At 68.6% G+C, this 22,745-nt stretch carries 28 protein-coding genes and 1 tRNA gene; 19 read left to right on the top strand and 10 right to left on the bottom strand.

Features of this window, described 5'->3' with window-relative positions:
* Nucleotides 1–44: 44 nt before the first annotated feature.
* From rplU to ACGFI6_RS01810, 5 genes are all read left to right on the top strand, one after another.
* The gene (rplU, locus tag ACGFI6_RS01830) at nucleotides 45–362 is read left to right on the top strand and encodes a 50S ribosomal protein L21 (protein ID WP_393114492.1); all 318 of its coding nucleotides are present in this window, start codon (nucleotides 45–47) and stop codon (nucleotides 360–362) included.
* A gap of 12 nt (nucleotides 363–374) precedes the next feature.
* Nucleotides 375–635, top strand: a complete 261-nt coding sequence (gene rpmA, locus ACGFI6_RS01825) for a 50S ribosomal protein L27 (RefSeq protein ID WP_130381076.1) — start codon at nucleotides 375–377, stop codon at nucleotides 633–635.
* 231 nt (nucleotides 636–866) lie between these two features.
* Nucleotides 867–2,450 (top strand): GTPase ObgE, encoded by a 1,584-nt coding sequence (gene obgE / locus ACGFI6_RS01820; RefSeq protein WP_393114490.1) that lies wholly within the window; start codon nucleotides 867–869, stop codon nucleotides 2,448–2,450.
* A gap of 4 nt (nucleotides 2,451–2,454) precedes the next feature.
* Nucleotides 2,455–3,582 carry a glutamate 5-kinase gene (gene proB / locus ACGFI6_RS01815; protein WP_393114488.1) on the top strand — a complete coding sequence of 376 codons (1,128 nt, stop codon included), beginning with the start codon at nucleotides 2,455–2,457 and terminating at the stop codon, nucleotides 3,580–3,582.
* Between the two features lie 412 nt (nucleotides 3,583–3,994).
* Entirely contained in the window at nucleotides 3,995–5,248 is a 1,254-nt protein-coding gene (locus ACGFI6_RS01810; protein ID WP_393114486.1) for a glutamate-5-semialdehyde dehydrogenase, read from the top strand.
* Nucleotides 5,249–5,303: 55 nt separating this feature from the next.
* Here the strand turns inward: ACGFI6_RS01810 and ACGFI6_RS01805 are convergent, their stop codons facing one another.
* Together ACGFI6_RS01805 and ACGFI6_RS01800 are read right to left on the bottom strand one after the other, a co-directional pair.
* On the bottom strand, nucleotides 5,304–5,945 hold the full coding sequence (locus tag ACGFI6_RS01805) for a 4'-phosphopantetheinyl transferase family protein (RefSeq protein WP_393114485.1): 642 nt from the start codon (nucleotides 5,943–5,945) through the stop codon (nucleotides 5,304–5,306).
* A complete protein-coding gene (locus ACGFI6_RS01800) occupies nucleotides 5,942–6,520 on the bottom strand; it encodes a PadR family transcriptional regulator (protein WP_393114482.1) in 579 nt (192 codons plus the stop codon). The genes ACGFI6_RS01805 and ACGFI6_RS01800 overlap by 4 nt, the downstream gene beginning before the upstream one ends.
* A 65-nt stretch (nucleotides 6,521–6,585) precedes the next feature.
* On the opposite strand from ACGFI6_RS01800, the gene ACGFI6_RS01795 reads away from it, so the two are divergent.
* On the top strand, nucleotides 6,586–7,470 hold the full coding sequence (locus ACGFI6_RS01795; protein WP_393114480.1) for an alpha/beta fold hydrolase: 885 nt from the start codon (nucleotides 6,586–6,588) through the stop codon (nucleotides 7,468–7,470).
* Nucleotides 7,471–7,522: 52 nt separating this feature from the next.
* Here the strand turns inward: ACGFI6_RS01795 and ACGFI6_RS01790 are convergent, their stop codons facing one another.
* Entirely contained in the window at nucleotides 7,523–8,392 is an 870-nt protein-coding gene (locus ACGFI6_RS01790; protein ID WP_393114478.1) for a winged helix-turn-helix transcriptional regulator, read from the bottom strand.
* Nucleotides 8,393–8,479: 87 nt separating this feature from the next.
* Between ACGFI6_RS01790 and ACGFI6_RS01785 the strand changes: the two genes are divergently transcribed.
* On the top strand, nucleotides 8,480–9,694 hold the full coding sequence (locus ACGFI6_RS01785; RefSeq protein ID WP_393114475.1) for an MFS transporter: 1,215 nt from the start codon (nucleotides 8,480–8,482) through the stop codon (nucleotides 9,692–9,694).
* On the opposite strand, the gene ACGFI6_RS01780 is transcribed toward ACGFI6_RS01785, so the two are convergent.
* On the bottom strand, nucleotides 9,627–10,076 hold the full coding sequence (locus tag ACGFI6_RS01780; RefSeq protein ID WP_393114473.1) for an Lrp/AsnC family transcriptional regulator: 450 nt from the start codon (nucleotides 10,074–10,076) through the stop codon (nucleotides 9,627–9,629). The genes ACGFI6_RS01785 and ACGFI6_RS01780 overlap by 68 nt on opposite strands.
* A 144-nt stretch (nucleotides 10,077–10,220) precedes the next feature.
* Here ACGFI6_RS01780 and ACGFI6_RS01775 point away from each other — a divergent pair, with 144 nt between their 5' ends.
* The 7 genes from ACGFI6_RS01775 (at nucleotide 10,221) to ACGFI6_RS01745 (ending at nucleotide 13,247) form a co-directional block, all read left to right on the top strand.
* The gene (locus ACGFI6_RS01775; RefSeq protein ID WP_393114470.1) at nucleotides 10,221–10,349 is read left to right on the top strand and encodes a hypothetical protein; all 129 of its coding nucleotides are present in this window, start codon (nucleotides 10,221–10,223) and stop codon (nucleotides 10,347–10,349) included.
* 77 nt (nucleotides 10,350–10,426) lie between these two features.
* On the top strand, nucleotides 10,427–10,585 hold the full coding sequence (locus tag ACGFI6_RS01770) for a hypothetical protein (RefSeq protein WP_393114468.1): 159 nt from the start codon (nucleotides 10,427–10,429) through the stop codon (nucleotides 10,583–10,585).
* An 11-nt stretch (nucleotides 10,586–10,596) separates the two neighbouring features.
* Nucleotides 10,597–11,208 carry a nicotinate-nucleotide adenylyltransferase gene (gene nadD, locus ACGFI6_RS01765; protein ID WP_393114466.1) on the top strand — a complete coding sequence of 204 codons (612 nt, stop codon included), beginning with the start codon at nucleotides 10,597–10,599 and terminating at the stop codon, nucleotides 11,206–11,208.
* A gap of 7 nt (nucleotides 11,209–11,215) precedes the next feature.
* Nucleotides 11,216–11,602 (top strand): ribosome silencing factor, encoded by a 387-nt coding sequence (gene rsfS / locus ACGFI6_RS01760; protein ID WP_393114463.1) that lies wholly within the window; start codon nucleotides 11,216–11,218, stop codon nucleotides 11,600–11,602.
* Nucleotides 11,599–12,243, top strand: a complete 645-nt coding sequence (locus ACGFI6_RS01755) for a histidine phosphatase family protein (RefSeq protein ID WP_393114460.1) — start codon at nucleotides 11,599–11,601, stop codon at nucleotides 12,241–12,243. The genes rsfS and ACGFI6_RS01755 overlap by 4 nt, the downstream gene beginning before the upstream one ends.
* 215 nt (nucleotides 12,244–12,458) lie before the next feature.
* Nucleotides 12,459–12,531, top strand: a tRNA-Ala gene (locus tag ACGFI6_RS01750).
* A 308-nt stretch (nucleotides 12,532–12,839) separates the two neighbouring features.
* Nucleotides 12,840–13,247, top strand: a complete 408-nt coding sequence (locus tag ACGFI6_RS01745) for a VOC family protein (RefSeq protein WP_393114457.1) — start codon at nucleotides 12,840–12,842, stop codon at nucleotides 13,245–13,247.
* 147 nt (nucleotides 13,248–13,394) lie between these two features.
* Here the strand turns inward: ACGFI6_RS01745 and ACGFI6_RS01740 are convergent, their stop codons facing one another.
* Both ACGFI6_RS01740 and ACGFI6_RS01735 read right to left on the bottom strand, forming a co-directional pair.
* Nucleotides 13,395–13,799: a hypothetical protein gene (locus ACGFI6_RS01740; RefSeq protein ID WP_393114454.1), complete on the bottom strand. Its 405-nt coding sequence runs from the start codon at nucleotides 13,797–13,799 to the stop codon at nucleotides 13,395–13,397.
* A gap of 38 nt (nucleotides 13,800–13,837) precedes the next feature.
* Complete coding sequence (locus ACGFI6_RS01735) at nucleotides 13,838–14,773, bottom strand: GNAT family N-acetyltransferase (RefSeq protein WP_393114451.1); 936 nt, start codon at nucleotides 14,771–14,773, stop codon at nucleotides 13,838–13,840.
* Between the two features lie 492 nt (nucleotides 14,774–15,265).
* On the opposite strand from ACGFI6_RS01735, the gene ACGFI6_RS01730 reads away from it, so the two are divergent.
* Nucleotides 15,266–15,577, top strand: a complete 312-nt coding sequence (locus ACGFI6_RS01730; RefSeq protein WP_393114448.1) for a hypothetical protein — start codon at nucleotides 15,266–15,268, stop codon at nucleotides 15,575–15,577.
* Between the two features lie 3 nt (nucleotides 15,578–15,580).
* Here ACGFI6_RS01730 and ACGFI6_RS01725 read toward each other — a convergent pair whose 3' ends face one another.
* The gene (locus ACGFI6_RS01725; RefSeq protein WP_393114445.1) at nucleotides 15,581–16,318 is read right to left on the bottom strand and encodes a phosphotransferase family protein; all 738 of its coding nucleotides are present in this window, start codon (nucleotides 16,316–16,318) and stop codon (nucleotides 15,581–15,583) included.
* Between the two features lie 78 nt (nucleotides 16,319–16,396).
* On the opposite strand from ACGFI6_RS01725, the gene ACGFI6_RS01720 reads away from it, so the two are divergent.
* Nucleotides 16,397–16,948 (top strand): hypothetical protein, encoded by a 552-nt coding sequence (locus ACGFI6_RS01720; protein ID WP_393114442.1) that lies wholly within the window; start codon nucleotides 16,397–16,399, stop codon nucleotides 16,946–16,948.
* A gap of 16 nt (nucleotides 16,949–16,964) precedes the next feature.
* On the opposite strand, the gene ACGFI6_RS01715 is transcribed toward ACGFI6_RS01720, so the two are convergent.
* Nucleotides 16,965–17,822, bottom strand: a complete 858-nt coding sequence (locus ACGFI6_RS01715; RefSeq protein ID WP_393114440.1) for an LLM class flavin-dependent oxidoreductase — start codon at nucleotides 17,820–17,822, stop codon at nucleotides 16,965–16,967.
* Nucleotides 17,819–18,841 carry an aldo/keto reductase gene (locus ACGFI6_RS01710; protein ID WP_393114437.1) on the bottom strand — a complete coding sequence of 341 codons (1,023 nt, stop codon included), beginning with the start codon at nucleotides 18,839–18,841 and terminating at the stop codon, nucleotides 17,819–17,821. The genes ACGFI6_RS01715 and ACGFI6_RS01710 overlap by 4 nt, the downstream gene beginning before the upstream one ends.
* A gap of 96 nt (nucleotides 18,842–18,937) precedes the next feature.
* Between ACGFI6_RS01710 and ACGFI6_RS01705 the strand changes: the two genes are divergently transcribed.
* A complete protein-coding gene (locus ACGFI6_RS01705; RefSeq protein WP_393114434.1) occupies nucleotides 18,938–19,519 on the top strand; it encodes a TetR/AcrR family transcriptional regulator in 582 nt (193 codons plus the stop codon).
* On the opposite strand, the gene ACGFI6_RS01700 is transcribed toward ACGFI6_RS01705, so the two are convergent.
* On the bottom strand, nucleotides 19,485–20,078 hold the full coding sequence (locus ACGFI6_RS01700) for a dihydrofolate reductase family protein (protein ID WP_393114431.1): 594 nt from the start codon (nucleotides 20,076–20,078) through the stop codon (nucleotides 19,485–19,487). The two genes, ACGFI6_RS01705 and ACGFI6_RS01700, sit on opposite strands and share 35 nt — an antisense overlap.
* A 97-nt stretch (nucleotides 20,079–20,175) precedes the next feature.
* Between ACGFI6_RS01700 and ACGFI6_RS01695 the strand changes: the two genes are divergently transcribed.
* Both ACGFI6_RS01695 and ACGFI6_RS01690 read left to right on the top strand, forming a co-directional pair.
* A complete protein-coding gene (locus ACGFI6_RS01695; protein ID WP_393114428.1) occupies nucleotides 20,176–21,462 on the top strand; it encodes a family 43 glycosylhydrolase in 1,287 nt (428 codons plus the stop codon).
* Complete coding sequence (locus tag ACGFI6_RS01690; RefSeq protein ID WP_393114425.1) at nucleotides 21,459–22,625, top strand: hypothetical protein; 1,167 nt, start codon at nucleotides 21,459–21,461, stop codon at nucleotides 22,623–22,625. Before ACGFI6_RS01695 ends, ACGFI6_RS01690 begins: the two co-directional genes overlap by 4 nt.
* Nucleotides 22,626–22,745: the final 120 nt, after the last annotated feature.

Here is a 22,745-nt window from a genome sequence, read left to right as displayed (position 1 = left end):
ATCACACCCGTTCGTTTCCGATCCAGCAGAGAGTGAGATCCACGGTGTACGCGATCGTGCGCAGTGGCGGCACCCAGCAGAAGGTCGCCGTCGGCGATGTCATCGAGATCGACAGCCTGACCGACCAGGTCGGCGACACTGTGTCGCTGCCTGCGGTCCTCGTCGTCGATGGCGACACCGTGACGGCCGACGCTGCGGCGCTGGCCAATGTGGCTGTGTCGGCCGAGGTCCTCGGCCGTACCAAGGGCCCCAAGATCAACATCCTCAAGTACAAGAACAAGACCGGTTACCGGAAGCGCCAGGGGCACCGTCAGCACTACACCCAGGTCAAGGTCACCGCGATCGACTCGAAGAAGAAGTGAGCTGATCAACAGATGGCACACAAAAAGGGAGCGGCCTCGACCCGCAACGGTCGTGACTCCAACGCCCAGCGCCTCGGCGTGAAGCGGTACGGCGGTCAGCTGGTCAACGCCGGCGAGATCATCGTCCGGCAGCGCGGCACGCACTTCCACCCGGGCAACCTGGTCGGCCGTGGCGGCGACGACACGCTGTTCGCGCTCGCCGAGGGCCACGTGGAGTTCGGCACCCGGCGCGGTCGTCGCGTCGTCAACATCGTCCCGGCGCCGGCGGAGTAACACCGCCACCCGGTTCACGAAGCTCTGCACAAGGGCGGGTCGCGGAATACCGCGCACCCGCCCTTTTGCTGTCTCAAGGGAAAGAACGAAGAAGACCACCCTCGCTCCGCTCGGGGCGGGGGATAAAGGACCACCCTCGCTCCGCTCGGGGCGGGGGATAGTGGCCACCAGCAACCCCTCGCTTCGCTCGGGGCGGGGGAGGTGGCTCCGACAGGAAGTAGAGAAACACCGATGGCAATTCCCAGTTTCGTCGACCGGGTCACGGTGCAGGTTGCCGCGGGCCGTGGCGGGAACGGCTGCGCCTCGGTGCACCGGGAGAAGTTCAAGCCGCTCGGCGGTCCCGACGGCGGCAACGGCGGCGACGGCGGCAGCGTGATCCTGCGCGTCGACCCGGACGTGACGACGCTCGTCGACTACCACCGCTCCAGCCACCGCACCGCGACGAACGGGGCCCAGGGCAAGGGGGACCACCAGGCCGGCAGCAACGGCGGCGACGTGGTCCTCGGCGTGCCCGACGGCACCGTGATCAGCGCCGCGAACGGCGAGGTACTGGCGGATCTGGTCGGTCCGGGCGCCGAGTTCGTCGCGGCGCAGGGCGGCAAGGGCGGCCTGGGGAATGCGGCGCTGGCGAGCAGCGCGCGCAAGGCCCCCGGGTTCGCACTGCTCGGTGAGGACGGCGAGGAGCGCACCCTCGTCCTGGAGCTGAAGGTCGTCGCCGACATCGGCCTGGTCGGCTTCCCGAGCGCGGGCAAGTCGTCGCTGGTCGCGTCGATCAGCCGCGCCCGCCCGAAGATCGCCGACTACCCGTTCACCACTCTGATTCCGAACCTCGGGGTCGTCGTCGCCGGCGACACCACCTTCACGGTCGCCGACGTACCGGGCCTGATCGAGGGCGCGAGCGAGGGCCGCGGACTCGGGCACGATTTCCTGCGGCACGTGGAGCGTTGCGCCGCGCTCGTCCACGTCATCGACTGCGCGACGTACGAGCCGGGCCGGGATCCGCTCAGCGACCTCGACACGATCGAGGCGGAGCTGCGGGCGCACGGCGGGCTCGAGGACCGGCCGCGGATGGTTGCCCTGAACAAGATCGACGTACCGGACGCGCGGGAGATCGCGGAGATGGTGCAGGCCGAGCTGGAGCAGCGCGGGTACCGGGTGTTCCCGATCTCGACCGCGTCGCACGAGGGGCTCGAGGCGCTCAAGTTCGCGATGGCCGACATCGTCGTACGGCGGCGCGCCGAGGTCGAGAAGCCCGACACCACGCGGATCGTGATCCGGCCGCACGCGCAGGGCGGGCCTGAGTTCAAGGTGAAGAAGCTGCCGGACGACGGCGGCTGGCTGGTGCAGGGCGAGAAGCCCGAGCGCTGGGTGAAGCAGACCGACTTCGCGAACGCGGAGGCCACCGGCTACCTGGCGGACCGGCTGAACCGGCTCGGTGTCGAGGAGGAGCTGCTCAAGCTCGGTGCGAACCCGGGCGACGCGGTCGTGATCGGCGACGGGCCGAACGCGATCGTCTTCGACTTCGCTCCGGACATCCTGGCCGGCGCGGAGATCCTGGCCCGTCGTGGCGAGGACCACCGGCTCGAAGAGGCTCGTCCGGCGGCGCAACGGCGGCAGAAGAAGGACTCGGAGTACCACGCCTTCCGCGAGGGGGAGCGGACCGAGGACTGGTCGGAGTACGGCGGCAACTGGGACAACGACGACGTCGACCTGTCCCCGGCCGAGGCGAAACGAGCGGCAGTGGCCGCGGCGAAGCAGGCGCGCAAGGAAGCGCGCGAGCTGGCCGCGGCCGAGGAACTCGACCAGAACGGTTGATTTCATGACGGTGCACCCCACAGCAGGGCGCGCAGAGGTATCGAATGCAACGCGGATCGTCGTCAAGGTCGGCTCGTCGTCGCTGACGCAGCGCGGCCGGATCGACCTGGAGCGGCTGCGGCTGCTCGTCGACGCCATCTCGGCGCGGCGGGTCGAGGGGACCGAGGTCGTACTGGTCTCCTCCGGCGCGATCGCCGCCGGGCTGGCGCCGATGGGTCTGCGGGCCCGACCGCGGGACCTGGCGACGCAGCAGGCGGCGGCATCGGTCGGCCAGGGGCTGCTGATGGCCCGCTACAGCGACGCCTTCGCCGCGCACGGTCTGCGGGTCGGGCAGGTGCTGCTGACCGTCGACGACGTGACGCGGCGATCGCACTACCGCAACGCGTTCCGGACCTTTGCGCGACTGCTCGAGCTGGGCGTCGTACCGATCGTGAACGAGAACGACACGGTCGCGACCACCGAGATCCGCTTCGGTGACAACGACCGGCTGGCCGCACTGACCAGCCATCTCGTGCATGCCGACCTGTTGCTGTTGCTGTCCGACGTCGACGGCCTGTACGACGGCGATCCGCGCAAGGCCGGTACGTCGATGGTGACCGAGATCCGCGGCGCTGCCGATCTCGAACCGCTCGCGATCGGGAAGACCGGGGCGTCCGGTGTCGGCACCGGCGGCATGCAGACGAAGGTCGAGGCGGCCGCAATCGCCACCGAGGCAGGGATTCCGGTGGTCCTGACGTCGGCCGCGCGTGTCGGCGAGGCACTCCGCGGTGACCCGGTCGGCACCCTGTTCCATCCGACCGGCCGGCGCCGCAAGACGCGGCTGCTGTGGCTGGCACACGCGACCTCCGGGCAGGGCATCCTGCGGTTGGACGAAGGTGCGGTCAAGGCGTTGACGCAACGCCGGGCGTCGCTGCTTCCGGCCGGGATCTCCGCGGTGGAAGGGACTTTCTCCGCCGGCGACCCGGTCGACATGGTCTCGCCGACCGGCGTGACGATCGCCCGCGGCCTGGTCAACTACGACTCCTCCGAGCTCCCCGCCCTCCTGGGCCGCTCAACCCGCGACCTGGCCCGCGAGCTCGGCGCGGCGTACGAGCGCGAAGTAGTCCACCGCGACGACCTCGTCCTCCTGTGACAGCCCCAACCGCCTGACCCTGGAAGCGGCACTGCACGTCCGGCTGGGTGGCCGCGGCCGGTTGTTTCAGGCGGCCCTGACGGGATTCGGTCTGCACGCCGGCACCCACCTCGCGCAGTCTTGCCGTACTGCGCCGCTACGCACCCGGCCTGATCACGACACCACTTGTCCCGCGCCTACGTCGCCGCTGAACGCGGACCTGCACCACCGACCAGCCACCCCTGCCGCCAGCGTCGCCGGTAAGGCGGACCTCCACCACTCATCAACGCAGCCTTACCGGCCGCGTGCCGCCGGCGGTGAGCGTGATTGTGGCCGCGTGCGGTGGTTTGGTGAGTGGCCGGCGTCCGCCTACCACCGTTGCCTGGTGAGATGCGGCTCCGCCGGGACTGCGCCAGGGCAATACGATGAGGGCGTGAGCGAGATCATCGAGTTGGCGCGGCGGGCGCGGGTGGCGTCGTACGCATTGGCGGAGGCGTCCCGGGCGACCAAGGACTCGGCGCTGCACGCGATGGCGGCAGCGCTGCGTGAGCACACCGACACGATCGTCGCGGCGAACGCGAAGGACGTGGCGGCGGCCCGTGAGGCCGGTACGCCCGAATCCACGGTCGATCGCCTGGCCCTGAACCCGGCGCGTGTCGACGGGATGGCCGTCGGGCTGGAGCAGTTGGCCGGCCTGGCCGATCCGGTGGGGGAGGTCGTCCGCGGGTACACCCTGCCGAACGGGCTCGAGCTCCGTCAGGTGCGCGTACCGTTCGGCGTGGTCGGCATCGTCTACGAGGCCCGCCCGAACGTGACCGCCGACGCGGCCGGTATCTGCCTGAAGTCCGGCAACGCGGTGCTGCTGCGCGGTTCGTCGTCCGCGGCCGCCTCGAACGCAGCGATCATCGCTGTACTGCGGGACGCTGCCGAGTCGGCCGGGCTGCCGGCGGACGTCGTGCAGGGCGTACCGACGGATCGGGCCGCGGTGAAGGAATTGATGCAGGCGCGCGGGCTGGTCGACGTACTGATCCCGCGGGGTGGCGCCGGGCTGATCCAGGCGGTGGTGAGCGAGTCGTCCGTACCGGTGATCGAGACCGGGGTCGGCAACTGCCACGTGTACGTGGACGCGGACGCGGATCTCGAGCTCGGGCTGGAGATCCTGCTGAACTCGAAGATCCAGCGACCGAGCGTCTGCAACGCCGCCGAATCCCTGCTCGTGCACGCGTCGGTGGCGGACGAGTTCCTCGCCCGGGCGCTGCCCGCGCTGGCTGAGGCCGGCGTGATCGTGCACGGCGATCCGTCAGTAGTTGCTGCTGGCAAGGATCAGTCCGGTGTGGTGGCGGCGACCGAGGAGGACTTCGCGACGGAGTACAACTCGCTCGATCTGTCGGCCGCGGTCGTCGACTCGCTCGAGGGCGCGGTGCAGCACATCCGGCAGTACAGCTCGGGTCACACCGAGGCGATCATCACCCGTTCGCAGGCGGCCGCGCGGCGGTTCACGCAGGCGGTCGACTCGGCCGCGGTGGTGGTGAACGCGAGCACCCGCTTCACCGACGGCGGCGAGTTCGGCTTCGGCGCCGAGATCGGCATCTCCACCCAGAAGCTGCACGCGCGCGGGCCGATGGGGCTGCCGGAGATGACCTCGACCAAGTACATCGTCACCGGCGAAGGCCAGATCCGGACCTGATCGTTGCGCGCTGGTAGCTCAGTGCATCGCTCAGTGCAGGACGCTGCTGCATCGCTCAGTGCAGGACGACGGCTGCCTCATGCAGGCGTACGAGCGGTGGCTCGTCGGCTACCACCGCAAGCGCCGCTCGATGATCGGCCCGCACCTCGAGCGCCTGCACGTGGATCCCAGCGGGTACCTCCGCGCGCAGGTCCCCGCGCAATCCTTCTCCGGTCGCCTTGAGCACTGCCTCTTTCCGAGTCCAGTACGTCGTGAACGCGCGCACCTTCGCGATCCCGTCGTACCCACTGAGCTCCTGAGCCTCGCCCGCGCTCAAAGCCATCCGCGCCAAGGCGTCGACGTCCAGCCCCGGATCCACCTGCTCCACATCGAGCCCCACCGGCCGGTCGGAGAACGCGACACCCACCAGCTCACCGGAATGCGTCACGGACAACTCCACGCCGGCTGCGCGCACCTTCCCGTGCGGCTTCCCGCACTCCGCGCACGTCCGGTCCAGGTCGATCTTTGCCGCAGGCAACGAGAATCGCGCGGCCAGGACGCGCCGGACGATCGTCACGCCCAGCAGGAACCGCGCCTTGTCGACGTCCCGTACGTACGCCGCCAACCGCTCGCGCTCCACCTCGTCCAGGTCTTGTACGAACTCGTCGCGCGCCTCGTCGACGTCCGCCCACCAGATGTCGACGACCGGAGCTGTCATGCCGGGCCCGGCGCCCAGCTGAGCTTCCCGGTCCGCAGGTCGTGGAGGATGCCGTCGATCCATTTCGCCTCGGCGACCGTGACCGCGACCTGGTACTCCGTCTCCAGCAACGCGAACCGGGGGATCGGCTGCCCGTCCACCTTCGTCCGCAGCTCCAGCTGCAACTCCGCGATCCGCTTGGTCAGCAGCTCTCGGCGCTGACCGAGCAGTTCACCCGCCGTCTTCGGCGGGAGCAGCATCACGAACGACAACCCCGCCGGAAACTCCGGGAACTCGTTCCGCGGCGTGGTCAGAATCTCGGCCAGCCAGCTCCGGCACACCTCCCGCCCCTGGTCGGTCAGCTGGTACACCGTCCGCTCCGGGTAGCGCTCGTCGCGCTCCGTCGAGCCGACGGTGATCAGATCGGCCTCCTCCAGCCGCACGATCATCCGGTACAGGCTGGTCCGCTGCCCGACATTGACGACCTGGTCCTTGCCCCATTGCTTGATCAGCCGCTGGATCCCGTACGGATGCAGGGGCCCGTTCTCGAGCAGGCCGAGGATCGCCAGCGCCAGCGATGAGCGTCGAAAAGTCACGCCCTCACTCTAAGGGGCATTGAAACTAGTTGCAATGTAACTAGAGTCTATGTAACTATCGATCCATGAGCGCAGCAGAACTGACCCAGGGGGCCGTCACCTCCCGCGACGGCACCGAGATCGGGTACTACAAGACCGGGACCGGCCCCGCGGTCGTCGTCCTCCACGGCAGTATGGAGTCGGCCCGCAGTCACACCCTCTTCGCCGAGGCGCTGGCCGACGACTTCACGGTCTACCTCCCGGATCGTCGCGGCCGAGGGCTCTCCGGTCCGCACCGCCCGGACCACGGCGTCCGCACTGAGGTCGAGGACCTGGAGGCTGTGCTCACCGCGGCCGGCGCCGAGCGCGCGTTCGGCATCAGTGCCGGGGGAGCGGTCGTTCTGGAGGCGGCTCGCACTCTCACCTCTCTCAAGCAGATTGCGCTCTACGAGCCCGCGATCGTCGCGGAAGGTGCGCCGCACCGGGAGTGGCTCGCCCGCTTCGATCAGGAGATCGCACAGGGGGACGTGGCCGCCGCGATGGTGACCAGCATGTTCGGGTTCGAGATGGCGCCGGCGTTCCTGAAGGTGATGCCGCGCGGTCTACTCCGCTGGACGACCGAGAAGATGATGGCGAAGGAGGAGCGTTCGGCCGACGGCGACACGATCACCATGCGGCAGCTGGCGCCGACGATCCACGCCGAGGGGACGATCGTTGCGGAGCTCGGCGGCACCTTCGATGCGTTCGCGTCTGTCGATGCGGAGGTCCTGCTGCTCGGTGGCACCAAGGGTCTCCCGGGGTTGCGTCCCGGCCGCGCCACGTTGGAGAACGTGCTGCCGCATGTCCGTCGGATCGAGTTCGACGGCTACGACCACGGTTCGTCCTCGGACCCCGGCGGCGTCAACCCCACCGGCAAGCCCGAAGCCGTACGCCGAATCGCCACCGAGGTGAAGACCTTCTTCCAGCAGTAGCAAACCCCGACACCACACCGAGCCTCAGCGTCGTGCCGTGCCGGGTCGGGCGTCAGTGTCGTGTTGTGGTGAGGGCCCAGTCGACTGTGTCTGCGATGTCGGTGACGGGGTAGCGCACTGCCTGCACCGTGCGGTCCGCGCCGACCACCAGGACGACCCGTTTCAACCGCTCGTACCCGCCGGCCCGGAACGTCGGTAGCCGCAGCGCCGCCGCCAACTCCAGCTCCAGATCCGACAGCAGCAGGTGCGGGACCTTCTCCACCTCGGCGAACGCCTTCTGCTCATCAGGCCGCTGCGTACTCACGCCACGAATCGCAATCCCCTTCGCCGCGAACTCGTCGTACCGCCCGGCGAAGAGCCGGTTCTCCAAGGTGCAACCGGTGGTCCCCGCGATGTCGTCCCAGCCCTCCGGCAGCGGCGTCGGCCGCCCGGTCGCCGGGTACCCGAACAGGACGGTCGCGCGCGCCTCGGCATCCACCACATCGACCGTTGTCCCCGCGGTCGACGGCAGGCCGACGTACGGCACGCGCTGCCCGACGAGTTCCTGCAGGCGCTGCGCAGGCAGATCGTCCGCGGTGTTCGTGCCAGTGAGCGACCCGTCGCCGAGCAGCCACCGGTCGCCCCAGTCCTGCAATGCGACGAGCACCGGCAGCAGGGCGCGTCCGCGGGGCGTGAGCTGGTACGCGTACCGGGTCGGACGGTCCTGGTAGGCGGTTTTGTCAACAATCTGACTGTCCACCAGCCCGTTGAGCCGCTCGGTCAGCACCTTCCGCGAGATGTGCAACGAGCCCGCGAGCTCGTCGAACCGGGTCAGCCCGCGCGCCAGGTCGCGGACGATCAGCAACTCCCAGCCGTCGCCGATGACACCCAGGGACTGCGCGATCGCACAGTCCGGCTCGGGTGAGAAGGTGCTCCGCCGCACGTCGTTCCTCCTTCGATTCCAGTTGCGGACCCGACCTCCGGCCCATTAAGTTCCCAACAGGAACTCACTCTACTGCAAGGGGCGGCCGTGTACTGGCGACGGATCGCGGAGCTACCCACCTGGCTGAAGGCGGTGATGGTCGGCCAGCTGGTCAACGGGGCCGGCGCGCTCGCGTGGGTGTACCTCACGCTGTACCTCGTCGAGGACCGCGGCATGTCGGCGCAGCAGGCCGGCTTCGCTGCGGCGGCGTACGGCGTCGGGCTGGTCGGCGGGAACCTCGGGGGCGGCTGGTTCGGCGATCGCTTCGGTCTGCGTACGGTGGCGCTCGCCAGCCAACTGCTGTGGGCAGTCAGCTGTATCGCGATGCCTTTCGTACCCGGCCCGTCGATCGCCCTCGTCGCCGCACTAGCCGGCCTGTTCGGTGGAGCCGGTCGCCCGAACCTCAGCGCCCTCGTCGCGACCTCACTCCCTGCCGAACGTCGCCGCGAAGGCATCGCCCTGTCCCGCACCGCGACCAACGCAGGCTTCACGATCGGCCCACCGCTCGGCGGCCTGCTCGCGACGTACGACTTCCAGCTCGTCTTCTTCGTCGACGCCGTCACCAGCTTGGTGATGGCCGCGATCGTGTGGCGCTGGGTGCCGAACGCACGGCAGACAAAGGCATTGTCGACAATCGGATTGTGGAAGACGGTCCTTCGAGATCGTCAGGTCCTGATCGTGCTCGCGACGATCGTGGTCGTCGACACGGTCTACCGGCAGATCTTCGCGACCCTGCCGTTGCTGCTCCACGACGCGGGCACACCGGCTGTCGCGTACGGCGTACTGCTCGGTGGCAGCTCGGTCGTGATCGTGCTGTTCGAAGCGCCGCTCGCCGTACGGCTCCGCGGCCATCGCGCGACCCGCGTGATCGCAGCCGGCTTCGCGTGCATCGGCCTCGGACAGGCGGTCGTCGCGCTGGCGGCCTTCGGCGCCTGGCCAGTACTCGCCGGCGCTGCGGTGGCGATCGCCGTGATGACCGCGGGGGAGATGCTCTACAAACCGACCGCGACCGCGCATGTCGCCGACGCTGCGCCGGACGGGATGGTCGGCCGGTACTCCAGCCTGTACGCCGCCGCGTCGATCAGCGGGATGTTCCTCGCGCCGGCGATCGGCGGTACGACGTACCAGCACGCACCACGACTGCTCTACCCCGTCGCCGCCGGCCTGGCGCTCGCCGCTGGTGCCGTGCTGCTGCTCACTCGGGCAACGGCGCGGGACGTCCTTCCCAGCGGGTCGACAGCACAACAGTCGTCCGTGTCCTGACCACACCGTTCACGCGGCGCAGCGAACCGACGACCGCCTCCAGTTGGGTGACGTCGGCGACCCGGATCTTGACGACGAGCTCCTGGTCGCCGGCGACGAACCAGCAGTCCTCGACCGCGGGGATCTCCCGGACCTGCTCGACGATGTCGTCGGTCTCGACGTCGTCGCGCTGGAACAGGCCGATGAGCGCGCTGGTGCCGAGGCCGACCTGGTCCGGGGCGACGACCGCGCGGTAGCCGAGCAGGACGCCGCGCTCCTCGAGGCGCCGGACGCGCTCCTGGACGCTCGGGCCGGACAGGCCGACCTCGCGGCCGAGCTCGGCCCAGCTGGAGCGTCCGTTCAGCCGCAGCGCCTCGATCAGCTGCCGGTCGATCGCGTCCATGACTCCTCCTGTTCACCGCAGATTCTAAGGCTGAGAATGCATCGTGCCTTTAATTCGTTTGTGAGAGCGTAACTCCTGCCGTACAATTTGAGGTACCGGGGAGAGTCCGCCCCGGTTCCGCCGTACCAACCCAGTGAAGGAACCATGATCACCCCAGATGTTGCCCGTGCCCGCATCGACGAGCGGCACCGCGTCGCGGCACAGGCGCGCCGTGCACACGCCGTCCCGTCCACGTGGCGCCGGCTGCTGACCCGTACCGCCCGCCACCGCTGACCTGACTGTTCGCGACCGGTGTGCCTGTTGGCCACCGGTCGCTGCTGTCCCCGCGGTCACGAGATAGGCTCTGCCTCATGTTCACGCTCCTGGTGCCGCAGCTTGCGGCCGTCGAAGAGGCCGCGGTCGACGCCTCACACATCTCGAAGTGGTGGTTCGGCGGGTTCGCGCTGTTCGTGCTCGTCCTGCTGCTGCTCGTCACCGTCATCATGGGCAAGGGCCGGCCGCACAGCTGAGCGGCTCGAAAGTGGCTGGCGTGGAGCGGATACGACGCATCGGCGTGATGGGTGGCACGTTCGACCCGATCCATCACGGTCACTTGGTCGCGGCCAGCGAGGTCCAGGCGTACTTCGACCTGGACGAGGTGATCTTCGTACCGACCGGCCAGCCCTGGCAGAAGTCGGACCGCAAGGTCTCCCCGGCCGAAGACCGGTACCTGATGACCGTGATCGCGACCGCGTCCAACCCGCGGTTCTCGGTCAGCCGCGTCGACATCGACCGGCCCGGGCCGACGTACACGATCGACACGCTGCGGGACCTGTCCCGGCTGTACCCGGACGCCGAGCTGTTCTTCATCACCGGTGCCGACGCGCTCGCCCAGATCCTCACCTGGCGGGACGTCGACGAGATGTTCAAGCTCGCCCAGTTCGTCGGCTGTACGCGACCGGGGACCGAGGGACTCGAGCTGCCGCTCGACCGGTTGCCGATGGATCGGATCACCCTGCTCGAGGTGCCGGCGCTGGCGATCTCGTCGACCGAATGCCGGGCCCGGGTCGCCAAGGGCAACCCGACCTGGTACCTGGTGCCCGACGGCATCGTCCAGTACATCGCCAAGCGTGAGCTCTACACCAACCGTTAGGAACCAAATGCCAGCAACCGATCGCGCCATCGAACTGCTCACCGCGGCGGCCGAGGCGGCCCACGACAAGAAGGCCGAGAACGTTCTGGCGTTCGACGTGTCCGAGCAGCTCGCGATCACCGACGCGTTCCTGGTCGCGTCCGCCTCCAACGACCGGCAGGTGCGGGCGATCGTCGACGCGATCGAGGAGAAGCTCCGCCTCGACTTCGACGCCAAGCCGGTCCGCCGCGAAGGCGCGCGCGAGGGCCGCTGGGTGCTGCTCGACTACCTGGAGATCGTCATTCACGTCCAGCACGACGAGGAGCGCGCGTTCTACTCCCTCGAGCGGCTCTGGCGCGACTGCCCGGTCATCCCGCTGCCGTCGCCCGTGCCCGGTTCGGCCTCCGCTGAATGAGCGCGGGACGGCTGATCGTCTGGCGGCACGGCCGGACCGAGTGGAACCTGCAGGACAAGATGCAAGGCCAGGCGGACATCCCGCTCGACGAGGTGGGCTTCGCCCAGGCTCGTGCGGCTGCTGCCCGGCTGGCGTCGCTCGCCCCGACCCGCCTGTTCGCCAGCGATCTGCAGCGCGCCGCTGCCACCGCCGGTGAGCTTGCCGCACTGACCGGCCTCAAGGTCGAGTACGACGAAGCGCTCCGCGAGATCGACGTCGACGACTGGGCCGGCCTCACCCGCGCCGAACTCGCCGCGATCAACCCCGAGGCCGAGGCCCGCCTGACCAGCGGCGAACCGCAACGCCGCGGCACCAACGGCGAAACCGTCGAAGAGGTCGCGGACCGCTTCGCCGACGCACTCACCCGGATCTCCGCGGAGGGCACGTCCGAGGACACCATCGTCATCGCCACCCACGGCATGGCCGCCCGCGTCGGCATCTGCCTGTTCCTCGGCATCCCCGAGGCCAACTGGTCGGCTTTCGGCGGCCTCTCCAACTGCAATTGGGTCTCCCTCCTCCCCGGCCGCCAAGGCTGGCGCATCGAAGAATGGAACGCAGGCTCCCTCCCCGAACCAGTAATGAGCGACGACCCCCAACGCTGACCCACCCCGAGCCCGCCGCGAACCCGCGGTGGGTGAGTGGTTGGGTGCGACAGGAAGTGGTGGGTGGGCACTGGTTATTTCCTGTTCCAGGCCACGAGTTCCCCAGCTAACCCCCCACCTTCTGCAGGTGTTCTGAACCACATCCGCCCCACGAGGGAACCGATTTTTCTTTGCAGGCACTCATCCGCTAAACTTCCGGAGTCGCAAGACACCGCGGGGCTTTGGCGCAGTTGGTAGCGCGCTTCCATGGCATGGAAGAGGTCAGGGGTTCGAATCCCCTAAGCTCCACCGCAGGTCAGAGGCCGGTTTCCCACTCGGGAGGCCGGCCTTTTGTATGAGCTGGGAGGCTAAGTGCCCGAGAGTTGGAGGTCGGGGAAGGTCTCGTCGTCGGCTCGCAACCACCCAGCGCGAGCGGTCGCTCTGTGCCATCCAGTGCCACGGCCGAGACCCCAACGGCAGGCGGTTGCAGTTCTGGCCCGATAGAGCTGTCAGAAGGCGAGAGGTTTGGCGAGAATGTCGAGATCTGTCGTGGGGTCTCGATGTTGTCGTCAAAGACCCGCGGCCGGCAAGCGGCCCCAACGCAGCAGGAGAGCAGCATGACGAGGACCAGCCCGATCAAAGGCCTCGACGAGCTCGAGGTCATCACCTTGTTCGTCGAGGACGTAGCGGCTTGCAAGATGTTCTACCTCGACGTGTTCGGTCTCGAGGTGATCTTCGAGGACGCCGACTCGGCCTTGCTCAGGCTGCGAAACCTGATGCTCAACCTGATCACTGTCGGCGAAGCACCCACCTTGATCGCGCCGAATGCGGTCGCCGCGCCGACCGGCGGTGCTCGGGCGCTCTACACAGTCCGAGTCGACGACGCTGACGCGGCCGCCGCGGAGCTACAGGCGCATGGCGTCACCCTGCTGAACGGCCCGATCGATCGCCCGTGGGGCAGGCGCACCGCAGCTTTCGCAGACCCGGCAGGCAACGTGTGGGAGATCGCCCAGGCCCTCGACTGAGTACTGTCCTCCTACGCCGAGATCGTGAGTGAGCGACAACGGGCGGTACGTGGCTGGACAACCAGGAACGCTGACGGACGGCGGCTGGGCGGGAGCGGACCGCTGTCCGGTGGCTCGGTGTTAATGGCATGGAGGAGGCGAGCTGGGTCAAGGGCCCGAGAGCCCGCTGGCCCGGAACACGGACTGGTGACCTGTGCATGGGATGGCGTCGGCCTGCTCGGGGGTCACGAAACCTCCCCCGACGGACACCTCGTCGCCCAAGTGGGCGGCTGTCTGCCCCATGGCATCGATCAAGGCAACCTCGCCGTCACGGATCGCGGTGCTCCAGCCTGTCGGCCAAGCGACGTCGACAAGCTGGTAGCTGATCTCGAAGCGCATGGGGCGCCGGCCGTCGCCGACTGGCGCGCTGACCTCCATGCGAAGTACCAACCAGTCTGTTGCGGCGTCGACCTTCAGCGTTCCGATCAACTGAGCCTGCAGGTCGACGGTCGGAGGCGTCCGCTGAATCGTGAGGCCGGGTAATCGATCACCAGCCTGCTGTCCCGGTCCCACCGGTCGCACCTGTTTAGGGTTGAGGGGTGGTGGGAGCGTCAGGCTTGGAGGCGCTTGGCCAGGGTGGTGAGGTCGATGGTGATGAGTTGGCGTCGGGTTAGTTCGCGGAATCCCGTGCGGGCGTTGACTGTTCGCATGCCGGTGTTGGCGATGGCGGTGGTGCTGGACAGGCGACGTACGGTCGGCAATTCGTCGGCGAGCCGGAGCGCCATGGCGGCCTTCACCCAGGTTGCCAGTCCCTGTCGTCGATGCTCGCCGACCACGACGGTGTCTTCCTGGCCTACGTCGATGCTCGAGCGGCCGACCTCCACGGCGGTGAATGCTGCCACCGTGGAGGTGCCGGCGGCGACGGCGGCGGTGACCCACAGCTCGGCTCCGCGCTCGGCACGTTCGCGCTCACTCTGGCGTATGAAGTCGCCGTCCCACGCGACCACCGCATTCGGCGGCAGATGGTTGTTGGGTGCATCGACGATTGCGCGCTTCGCCGAGGCATAGGAGTTGAGTAGGTGGTCCGGAGTGCGACCGGACCAATGCGCCAGGTGGTAGCCGTCATGATCGGTGTTGACGGTTCGTTCGAGGGCGGTTCGGTCGAGGGTCGCAAAGTCCAGTACGTTGATGACGAGTTCGTCGCCGATCGTGGCGCCGAGCTGGAGTGCGTACCTCGCGCCGGGTGTGTCCGCGAGAACCGTCGTGGCGAGAATCTGCGTACCGGCCGCTTGCTGGTGGCGTACCACCTGAGTGAGCAGCGACCGACCGACGCCGTGGCCACGCGCGTCAGGCAGGACGTAGATCCGGGTAAAGGCCGTGTTCGGCTCGCCGGCGGGACGGACTTCCGCTGCACCGATCAGCGTCCCGTCCAGGTGACCGGCCCACCGAGTCGTCCTCGGGTCGGTGAGCTGCTCGCGGAGACGCTCGGGGGACTGAGCAGGCGCGGGCGCATACTCGCCGCGCTCGATCGCGCCTACCGTACGCATCACGTCGCTCCACGCCGCAAGCTGCGACTCATCGGCCTCGCGCCGCAGAAGTTCAACACCGACACCGGGAATTTGCACGGCCCCCAGACTAGATGCCGTAAGTACCAAGCCCGCAGCGAACGGCGTGACGCTACGAGTGTTGGAGTAGGGACTCGCGGTGGCTGATCTGAGTGGTCGGGGGGAGGCGGTGCATGGTGTGGGCGGTGGCCATTAGATGGGCTGCTCGGTGGGGTGGGACGCGGCCGTAGCCGGTGCCGAATCCGGGGGTGGCCAGGCGAGTGATGGTGGCTGATCCGACTGGGAGGTAGCCGTGGTGGTTGTCGGCGATTGCTGCCCACACGGCGCGTTGGACTCCGGGCCAGTGGTTGGCGAGTGCACGGTCGACGCCGCCGTCCATCTGGCCGTAGCTGTTGCCCATCAGTGGCGTACCGGCGGCACGGCTGCTGTTCCTTCAGGGGACGACCGTGCGTACGGTGTGATCGAGGAGGAACCATGACCCAGGAACCCTTCGAGACGTCCGAGAATGCCCGGCGCGACCGTCGCGAGCACGGCGGCGCCCCACAGAGCCCGGACGACGACGAGCTGGCGCGCCGTACCGAAGAGGAACGCGTCGCGGCCGGTGTCGACGACTACGACCCGGACGAGGTACCGCCGGCGACGGATGATCCGGTGCCGACCGACGTGCGCGACACCGACGAGTACCAGGAAGCCGAGGCGGAGCGGCGTCGCGAGGAGTCCGAGGGCGAGATCTACCCGATCACCGATCGGCACCCGTTCCCGCCGTCGCACTACGACCGCTCATAGGGCTCACATCCGGGCTCTGAGTACGTCGAACTCGCAGCCCGGTGAGTTCGGGTCGAAGCCGTGCTCGATGAGCCAGCGCGCCGCGCCCAGGCTCCGCAGCGACCACCAGGCGCGGATCACGTCCACGTCCACGTCGGTGCCGTAGCCGGCGAGCAACTCGTCGAGATGTTCCTCGTGTCCGAGCGTGAGGATGGCGAGGTCGAACAGCGCGTCCCCACGACTGGCCTCGGACCAGTCGATGATGCCGGTGACCTTGTCGTCGTCGAGGAACACATGGCTGATCTGCAGATCGCCGTGTGTGAACACGGGCGTCCACGGACGGAGCGCTGCCTGAGCGACCTCACGGTTGCGCTTGACCAGATCGGCGGGCAGTACGTCGTTGGACAGCAGCCATTCGCATGCGCGGTCGAGGTTCGCTGCGACGGCGTCGACGTTCGGAGCGGTCCAAGGCGGGAGCGGCGCGTCGTGGAGTGTTCGTACGGCGGCACCAGCCGCGGCCCACGCTGCCGGCGAGGCGGTCGACGGCTCACCGAGTCGACCGAGTGCGGTGCCCTGTACGGCGGCGAGCGCGAGCACCTGCGGCTTCCGCCACAGAACCTCAGGTGTCGGAACCGGAACCAACCTCATCGCCTCGACTTCGACGTCCAGGTTGGACGGTTCGGAGTCGATCTTCAGGAACGTGTCGCCGACGCGCAGCGTGGCGCGCTGACTGTGCGCGACGACAACCTCGACCTTGTCCACGTCGGCCATTGTGGCGAGACCGTCCGCCGCCGTCACCCGGTTTAGGTGCTGATGTGCACAGCAGGAGACGATGGTGGGGTGAGTGCCGACGTGTCGCCGGAGTACGCGATCTTCCTGAACGGCGGCTACGGCGTCGGTAAGTCGTCAACCCTCGAACACCTTGGGGATTTGCTTGCCCAAGTGGGTCGGCCGTTCAGCCTGATGGATGTCGACTGGTTCCACCGTTCCTGGCCGCCGGCCGACCCGGACAACGTGCTGGTCGAGGCGGACAACATCGCCGCAGTGTGGAAGCGGTATCGGTCGGTGGGGCCGCGGCAGTTGGTCATGTGTGGGGTGATCTCGACGCCGGCCGCTCGGGAGCGGTACGAGGCCGCGGTCGAGGGCCCTGTACGGATGGTTCGGCTCACGGCCGATGCTGAGGTGACCAGGCAACGGTTGCAAGGTCGCTACAGCGCGAGTCAGCGGGCTGCCCTCGAGTGGCACCTGGAGCGTTGCGACGAGATCGCTGTACGCCTCGACGCAGCCAACCTGGACGAGCTGGTCATCGACACCAGCGCACTCGCCCCACACCAGGTAGCTCAGCGCACCCTGCACCACTTCGGCCTGCTGGGCAACGCTGCTCTCGCGTGAGCTCTGGCTGATGGGGTCAGACTGCTGTGGCTTGGATGGTTCGGGTGATCACGTCGATGATCCCCGGCGGCCAAGGCGGTGCGAGGATCAGGACAAGGTGGGTGAAGCCGGCGGCGATGGCGGCTTCGGCTGTGTGGCGGGTGGATTCGGGTGTGGTGTACGGGATGACCATCGAGCGGGTGATCGTGGCGGGGTCTCGGTCGAGTTCGAGGCAGTAGCGGTCGAGGCGGGCGCTGCGTTCGATCGCGTCTGCGATGCCGGTGTCGGACGGGATGTTCCACAGGTCGGCGTGGGCGGCGGCGACGCGCAGGGTCCGGGCGGAGCGGCCGCCGATCAGGATCGGCGGCGGTTGAGCGGGCCGTGGGTTGCCGAGGGCACCGGTCAGTTGGACGTGGGTGCCCCGGAAGTCGAACGGCTCGGTCTCGGTCCACAGGCGACGGATCACGGTGCACGCCTCGGCGAGCGCGTCGACGGAGTCGCCGAAATCGTCGTACGGCAGGCCGTGCCCGTCGTACTCGCGGCGCGCCAGCGGATGGCTCGGGCGCGAACCGGCACCGATGCCGAAGTCGAGCCGCCCGCCGGACACGATGTCGACCGTGGTCGCGATCTTCGCCAGCATCGCCGGCGGCCGGAACCGGTTGCTCGTGACCATCACCCCGAGGCGCAGCCGCCGCGTCTGCGCAGCCAGCGCGGCGAGCAGCGTCCAGCCCTCGAAGATCGGCCCGTCCGGCGGCCCGCCGATCGGCATCAGGTGGTCGAACAGCCACGCGTGCTCGATCTCGGGCGCCGCATCGGCCTGCTGCCAGACCCGCAGCAGGTCCTCGTACGAGGTCTGCATCGGTGGCGTCATGATGCCGAAGCTGACCGGCTTCATCCACGCCGCCGCAGGGCCGGATCGGTCAACGAGGGGACGACGGCGATCTTCTCCGCCACGGCAAGGTCGATGCCTGGAGCAACGATCTCGTCGATCGCGTCCAGTACGTCGGTGGGCAGGACGGTGCCGGCCGCCGCGAGCTGCGACTCGAGATGTTCGATCGTCCGCGGGCCGATCAGCGCACTGGTCACCCCGGGGTGCGCGGTGACGAACCCGAGCGCGAGCTGAATCATCGTCAGGCCCGCCTGTTCCGCGACCTTCGCGAGCTTCTCGACCGCGTCCAGCTTCGCGGCATTGGCGGGGATCGTGGTGTCGAAGCGATCCGGCATGAACGCGGACCGGCTCGTCGTCACCTCCCGCCCCGCGCGGACAGCACCCGACAGCCACCCCGAAGCCAGCGGGCTCCACGTCAGGACCCCGAGTCCGTACTGCTGCGCGACCGGCAGCATCTCGGCCTCGGCGCCGCGCTGCAGGATGGAGTAGTTCGGCTGCTCGGTGACGAATCGGCTCAGGCCGTGCCGCTCGGCGGTCCATTGCGACTCGACCAGTCGGTACGCCGGGTACTCCGACGTACCGAAGTACCTGATCTTGCCCGCGCGCTGCAGGTCGGTGAGCGCGGCGAGGGTCTCTTCGTCGCTGACCGCCGGATCCCAGCGGTGCACCTGATACAGGTCGACGTACTCGACGCCCAGTCGCCGCAGGCTGTTGTCGAGCGCGGTGGTCAGCCAGCGCCGGGAGCTGCCGCGCTGGTTGCGGTCCTCGCCCATCGGCAGGCCGCCCTTGGTGGCGAGTACGACGTCGTCGCGGCGGCCTGCGATCGCGGCGCCGACGAGCTCCTCGGACTGGCCGTTCGAGTACATGTCGGCGGTGTCGATCAGGTTGATGCCGGCGGTGAGGGCGCGGTCGATCATCGCGGTGACCTCGTCCTGGCCGGTGCGCCCGATCGCTCCGAAGTTCATCGCGCCGAGTGCCAGCGAGCTGACCTGTACGCCGGTGTGCCCGAGAGTGCGGTACTGCATGAGTTGTCCTTCCCCGGATGTCATGATGGAGGCAAAGCGGAACATTGATCCGCTAACGACAATACGGAACGACGTTCCGATTCACAAGGAGGACGTGTGCCGGAGGCGAGGAAGCGGGCCGACGTACGGCGGAACGAGCGCGCGCTGCTCGACGCGGCCGCGGCTGCGTTCGTGGCGTCCGGGATCGACGCACCGGTGCGGGACATCGCCGCGCGGGCCGGGGTGGGCGTCGGGACGGTCTACCGGCACTTCCCGAGCCGGGCCGAGCTGGTCGTGGCCGTGTACCGGCATCAGGTCGAGGCGTGCGCGCAGGCCGGTCCGGAGTACCTGAAGTCCGAGCCGACGCCGTACGCCGCGCTGCTGCGCTGGGTCGACGACTTCGTCGACTTCCTGGTCACCAAGCACGGGTTGCCGGGTGCGCTGAGCCAGGGGGAGGGGTTCGAGGCGTTGCATACGTATTTCCTCGATCGGCTGGTGCCGGTGTGCGCCGACCTGCTCGCCGCCGCGGGTGCGGCCGGCGAGATCGTCCGGACCGACATCCAGGCGATCGAGTTCATGCGGGCCATCGGCAACCTTTGCATCGGCGCGAACGACGACCGGCGGTACGACGCCCGCCGCACGGTCGCCCTGCTCGCGTCCGGGCTCACCGTGCAACGTGCAGCGACGGACGGTAGATGAGCTCCTGGGTGTTGCCGTCGAACGTCTTCGCCGAGACGAGTTCGAGGTCGAAGTCCTCGCCCCGGAAGATCGGCCCCACGCCGGTCCGGCCGGTGAGGACCGGGAAGACGGTCAGCTGGATGTAGTCGACCAGACCCGCGGCGAGCAGCGTCTGGTTCAGCGCGAGGCTGCCGTGCGAGCGCAGCGGTACGTCGGACTCGGTCTTGAGCCGGCGCACGATCTCAACCGGATCGCCGCCCACGACGGTCGCGTCCGGCCAGTCCAGCGGGGCCCGCATTGTCGACGAGATCACCGTTGCGGGCAGCGCCTGCATCCGGGGCACCCACGCGTCGAGAATCTCGGGGTCGATGCCCGCGGACAGCATCTGCAGCTGGTCCCGCATGGTGTTCGCGCCGAACACCATCCGCTGGTCCTCGCTGAACTGGGAGAGCCGGTGTGCCAGGAACTCCGGCCCCTGCTTGCCCCAGTACCCGCCCCAGTCGCCGGTGTGCGCCCCGAACCCGTCAAGGCTGCTGAAGACATCGAAGGTGTAAGTGACGTTCTTGCTCTGGTTGGTCATACCTCAGCAACGAACGCCGTCGCACCGATCCGACAGCCCCGCTGAAACTTTTTTGCCGTCTGTTCTCCGTTGAAATGGTGCTCATTAGCGTGTGGCCATGGAGATCAAGAGAAGGTCGGTTCTGGCCGGTATCGCGGGGATCGCGGGGGCAACTGGGCTGCCGGCGACGTCGTACGCCGCGCACCGCCGCTACCCGGAGGCCTGGCCCGAGGAGCAGCCGTACGGACTCGCGGACACCAGGCTCGATCTGTGGCCGCGGGACGACAACTCGTTCGTGCTGCCGCTCGAGCACCGGGCGCGGGACGCGGAGCTCGGCCGGGTGTGGATGCGCGACACGTACGTCAACTGCTTCGTCGTCGACGGCCGTCCGGTGTACGTCGCGACCGGTACGACGCGCGTACCGGGCCGTCCGTCGGCGGGACCGTGGAACGACGGCATCTTCGTCTGGACAGCGCCCTCGCTGCACGGTCCGTGGCGACTCGCGGACACCACGGGGATCCGGCCGGACGCGGAGCGCGGGAAGGTCTGGTCGCCCGAGTTCGCCGACGAGAACCGGCCGGGTCGTACGGTCGTCGCCCCGTGGCAGGAGTACTGGTACGACGAGCAGTTCGGCAAGCGGGGCAACGTCTGGGCTCCGGAACTGCACTACTTCCAGGGAACCTGGTGCATCGTCGCCTGCATGGGGGACCACTCGCGCAAGGTCGGCTCGTTCCTGCTGATCAGTGAAGGCGGCGTGGAGGGACCGTACAGGGTTGCTCAGGGCAACTACGAGAAGCCGTTCGGGGACTCGTTCATCGGCGGACCCGCGTTCGTGCTGCCCGGTGCGTACCACCACATCGACGGCGGGCTGTACTCCGAGGACGACAAGGCGTGGCTGGTCCTGCACAACAACCTGTACGCACCGTTCCGCGATGACATGGAGGACATCGTCCCGACCACGGCGCTGCCCACGTTCGACCAGTCGCCGTACGCGCCGGAGCCCTATCTCGAGGGCGCGTACGTCTTCCGGTACGGCGGAAAGTACTACCTCATGCACGCCGCCTGGGACCGTGCCTCGACCAACCCCGACGGCAGTGCGCGCAACGCGTACGACCCACCAGCACCGGGCCGGACGCAATACCAGTACGACCTGATCATGGCGGTCTCCGATCGCTTCGAAGGTCCCTACTCGCACAGATGGACCGCAGGCGTCGGCGCCGGCCACAACAACGTGTTCGAGGACGCCTCCGGCCACCTGTGGGCCACCTTCTTCCGCAATCCCGCCTTCGGCTACTGGGCAGACCCCTCCCGCACCGCCGACGCCGCAGTCCCCGGCGTCGTCCGAATGGAATGGACCGGCCCACAAAGCAACCGCCTGTACGTCCAACGCCGGCGGCACGTGTGAGACGCCGACTCGTCGCACTGGTCGGTGCGCTGATCCTGGTGAGCGGCAGCCAAGCGGCTGCCGCCCCGGCGCACAAGGCAGACCTGCCGCCGACACTGGCCGAGCCATTGCCGGCACTGGGAGCCCTGGGCGCCAACTACAACGAGAACCTCGACCAGCTGAACTACCGCGAGCTGCGGTCGGCAGACGCCAGTTGGGTGCGGGGCTTTTACGCGCTGCCGGAAGCCGACAAGTTGCCGCCGGCGCAGAGTGAGACGATCAAGGTCATCCGTCAGGCCCACGAGCGCGGTTACAAAACCCTGCTCAGCTTGAAGTTTCCGAAGACCAACGTGTCGTTTCCGCGGCCGGGTAGCCCGGAGATGGCGGCGGAGTTGGCGCGGCTCGATCGGGTGCTGCCGGAGGTGCTCGGGACGGCCGACGTGGTGACCATCGGCAACGAGCCGTTCATCGAGAGCCTGCCCGCCGAGCGTGATCAGCGGCTCAACGAGTTCTACGAAACGGTCGCGCGGCACGTGATCTCGGTGCGCGACCGGATGGCGGCGAAGACCCATCTCTACCTCGGCGCACTGAACCGGCTCGATCTCCCACAGAACCGCACCCCGGCGGTCGAGCGGTACCTGCGGTTCGTCCGCGAGACGCCCGAGCTCGAGGGCGTCGACCTGCATCCGCACGTCGCCGACGAGGCCGCGATCCAGGACTTTCTCGACTACGCCCTGCCCAGGCTGAGGCCCGACCAGACCTTCCTGGTCACCGAGTTCTCGCTGGTCTGGTACTGGCAACAGCACCTGACCGACCCCATCCCTGAGGCGTTCGCCCGGCGGTACGGCTACCCGGCGGACATGCAGTTCTGGCAGGTCGTCGGCGATGCGATCAAGCATCCGTTCCCTTCGCGGAAGTGGAACGATCTGCTGGCCGGCAGCCCGTGGTTCGAGTCCAGGAAGCACTTTCTGCGCGACGAACTGCAGCGCTTCCGCAGCACCGGACGGCTCGCAGTGGCGACGTACGGCTTCCGCCAGATCCCGTCGATGACGGCCAACTGGAGTGCGACCAAGGCGCCGTGGTTGCTGAACAGCGTCTTCGCGACGCTGACCGTGCAACCTCGCGGCGACGCCATGTCGACACCGGGTTATGCCTGGATCGACGACTTCCGCGCGTTGCAGTGAAGCAGGTCGTGGGGGGGGGGGGGGGGGGGGGGGGGCGGGGGGGGGGGGGGGCGGGGGGGGGGGGGGGGGGGGGGGGGGGGGGGGGGGGGGGGGGGGGGGGGGGGGGGGGGGGTGGGTTGG

Source organism: Kribbella sp. NPDC048928 (genome assembly GCF_043197975.1).
Classification (GTDB): Bacteria; Actinomycetota; Actinomycetes; order Propionibacteriales; family Kribbellaceae; genus Kribbella.
This window is presented reverse-complemented; position numbering and strand designations above follow the sequence as displayed.

What these genes read in the sequence shown, in the direction of transcription:
- ACGFI6_RS01755 (WP_393114460.1), top strand. Translation starts at nt 11,599, where the DNA reads ATGAGCGCGGGACGGCTGATCGTCTGGCGGCACGGCCGGACCGAGTGG.
- ACGFI6_RS01695 (WP_393114428.1), top strand. Translation starts at nt 20,176, where the DNA reads ATGGAGATCAAGAGAAGGTCGGTTCTGGCCGGTATCGCGGGGATCGCG.
- ACGFI6_RS01735 (WP_393114451.1), bottom strand. Translation starts at nt 14,773, where the DNA reads ATGCGTACGGTAGGCGCGATCGAGCGCGGCGAGTATGCGCCCGCGCCT.
- proB (WP_393114488.1), top strand. Translation starts at nt 2,455, where the DNA reads ATGACGGTGCACCCCACAGCAGGGCGCGCAGAGGTATCGAATGCAACG.
- obgE (WP_393114490.1), top strand. Translation starts at nt 867, where the DNA reads ATGGCAATTCCCAGTTTCGTCGACCGGGTCACGGTGCAGGTTGCCGCG.
- rsfS (WP_393114463.1), top strand. Translation starts at nt 11,216, where the DNA reads ATGCCAGCAACCGATCGCGCCATCGAACTGCTCACCGCGGCGGCCGAG.
- ACGFI6_RS01745 (WP_393114457.1), top strand. Translation starts at nt 12,840, where the DNA reads ATGACGAGGACCAGCCCGATCAAAGGCCTCGACGAGCTCGAGGTCATC.
- ACGFI6_RS01775 (WP_393114470.1), top strand. Translation starts at nt 10,221, where the DNA reads ATGATCACCCCAGATGTTGCCCGTGCCCGCATCGACGAGCGGCACCGC.
- ACGFI6_RS01780 (WP_393114473.1), bottom strand. Translation starts at nt 10,076, where the DNA reads ATGGACGCGATCGACCGGCAGCTGATCGAGGCGCTGCGGCTGAACGGA.
- ACGFI6_RS01805 (WP_393114485.1), bottom strand. Translation starts at nt 5,945, where the DNA reads ATGACAGCTCCGGTCGTCGACATCTGGTGGGCGGACGTCGACGAGGCG.
- ACGFI6_RS01770 (WP_393114468.1), top strand. Translation starts at nt 10,427, where the DNA reads ATGTTCACGCTCCTGGTGCCGCAGCTTGCGGCCGTCGAAGAGGCCGCG.
- ACGFI6_RS01795 (WP_393114480.1), top strand. Translation starts at nt 6,586, where the DNA reads ATGAGCGCAGCAGAACTGACCCAGGGGGCCGTCACCTCCCGCGACGGC.
- ACGFI6_RS01715 (WP_393114440.1), bottom strand. Translation starts at nt 17,822, where the DNA reads ATGAAGCCGGTCAGCTTCGGCATCATGACGCCACCGATGCAGACCTCG.
- ACGFI6_RS01700 (WP_393114431.1), bottom strand. Translation starts at nt 20,078, where the DNA reads ATGACCAACCAGAGCAAGAACGTCACTTACACCTTCGATGTCTTCAGC.
- ACGFI6_RS01710 (WP_393114437.1), bottom strand. Translation starts at nt 18,841, where the DNA reads ATGCAGTACCGCACTCTCGGGCACACCGGCGTACAGGTCAGCTCGCTG.
- ACGFI6_RS01730 (WP_393114448.1), top strand. Translation starts at nt 15,266, where the DNA reads ATGACCCAGGAACCCTTCGAGACGTCCGAGAATGCCCGGCGCGACCGT.
- rpmA (WP_130381076.1), top strand. Translation starts at nt 375, where the DNA reads ATGGCACACAAAAAGGGAGCGGCCTCGACCCGCAACGGTCGTGACTCC.